Annotated in this window: 1 pseudogene; it reads left to right on the top strand. The window is 67.1% G+C overall.

What is annotated here, in order from left to right:
- Positions 1 to 222: 222 nt before the first annotated feature.
- Positions 223 to 1,620, top strand: a pseudogene (locus tag ACTMTI_RS56730) (IS1380 family transposase).
- Positions 1,621 to 1,977 lie beyond the last annotated feature (357 nt).

Below are 1,977 nucleotides of genomic sequence, written 5' to 3'. Positions count from 1 at the left end.
AGCTGACGCCGCGCGGACGGCACCGGTGCAACATCTGGCAGGGCACGTTTCCGTACGTGAACACCGGAGACGACGGAAACGTCGGCACCTCGCCGGTTAACCTGCGGCTTTCACGGCGAATTTGAGCCGACCTGATCGTTCACATAAGAAAAGTGCCCTTGAGCTGGGAGGATCGGACTTGTTTAAGGCCCCGTCCACCCCAGATCAGAAGGCACTTTCCGAGTGAATTCTACCGCTTCCCGCAGCAAGATCACTGTGTCCGCCGACGGCCGTGGGCTGGTCTCACACAGCGGGGGTCTGCTGCTGGTGCAGACGCTGCGCATCACCGGACTGGGAAAAGCCCTATCCGAGCGGCTGGAGCGGTGGCGGCCCAGCCGCGCCGTCCACGACCCCGCAAAGATCATCACTGATCTGGCCCTCACCCTGGCGCTCGGCGGAGACTGCCTGGCCGACATCGCCATGCTGCGCTCCCAGCCCGAACTGTTCGGCCCCGTCGCCTCCGACCCGACCGTCTCACGCCTGATCGACCGGCTCGCCGCCGATGAGGCCCGCGCGCTGAAGGCCATCCGCGCCGCCCGCGCCACCGCACGTGAACGCGCTTGGCAGCTGGCCGGTCATCACGCCCCCGGAACCGACGGCCAGCCCGTGATCGTCGACCTCGACGCCACCATTGTGATCTCTCACTCCAACAAGCAGCACGCAGCACCGACCTGGAAGAAAAGCTAGGGCTTCCACCCGATGACCGCCTTCGCCGACCATCACGGCGGCGACGACGACGACGGCGGCGGCGGCGGCGGCGAACCGCTGACCCTGCTGCTGCGGCCCGGCAACGCTGGCTCCAACACCGCCGCCGACCACATCGAGACCACCCGGCTCGCCCTACCCCAGCTACCGCGCGCCCAGCGACGCAACGTCCTCATCCGCACCGACTCCGGCGGCGGCACCCATGAATTCCTGAACTGGCTCACCCGCCCCGGACGCTGGCTGAAGTACTCCATCGGCTTCACCATCACCGACGACATCGCCGCCGCCATCCTCAAACTGCCCGCCACCGCCTGGACCCCCGCCTACAACACCGACCGCCAACCGCGGCCCGGCGCCTGGGTTGCCGAACTCACCGGCCTGCTCAACCTGACCAGCTGGCCCAAGGGCATGCGCGTCATCGTCCGCAAAGAACGCCCGCACCCCGGCGCCCAACTGCGCTTCACCGACCTCGACGGACACCGCTTCACCTGCTTCGTCACTGGCACCCCAGGCTGCCAGCTCGCCGATCTGGAACTACGTCACCGCCGCCGCGCCCGCGCCGAAGACCGCATCCGCGCTGCCAAAGACACCGGCCTGCGCAACCTGCCCCTGCACGACTTCACCCAAAACCAGATCTGGCTCGAGATCGTCGCCCTGGCCTGCGAACTGCTCGCGTGGATGCAAAAGCTCGCCCTGCACGACACCGACGCCCGCCGCTACGAGCCCAAACGCCTGCGGCTCCGCCTGCTCGCCGTCGCCGGCCGCCTGGTGCACGGAGGCCGCCGCCTACGTCTCCGCATCCCCACGCGATGGCCCTGGGCCGGCCAGATCCTTACTGCCCTGGCACGCCTGCACGCCCTGCCGGCACCAACCTGACCAGCACCAACCCGCCCCACGACCAGGAAAGGAAACCCCGCGGGCCCGTGGAACCCCGCCCACCCGGCGCGACAGCCGGGCATCCACGCTGACCACAGCGAGAAAATCGACCCCCAGCCGACCAACTCAAGGTCGAGAAAGATCGAGGCTAATGTCGATGACGGTCGCGTAATTTACTCCTCCCTGGAGGCCGAGGACCCGATTGAACTAACCCACTTGCTCGATCAGCTCATTGACCAAGGCGCCTTCGACTCGACGCTGGAAGACAACGGCATCCAATGAGAGAGCGCCATCCTGTTTCCGCAGGTAGATGAGGCTGGTGTGGTGGCGGTCGGATGTGAACGTCGTGGTAGCGGG

Origin of the sequence: Nonomuraea sp. H19 (genome assembly GCF_052068215.1) — a bacterium.
In the GTDB taxonomy this organism is placed as follows: Bacteria; Actinomycetota; Actinomycetes; order Streptosporangiales; family Streptosporangiaceae; genus Nonomuraea.
The sequence above is the reverse complement of the archived record's forward strand: the minus strand, read 5'-3'. Positions and strand labels throughout refer to the sequence as shown.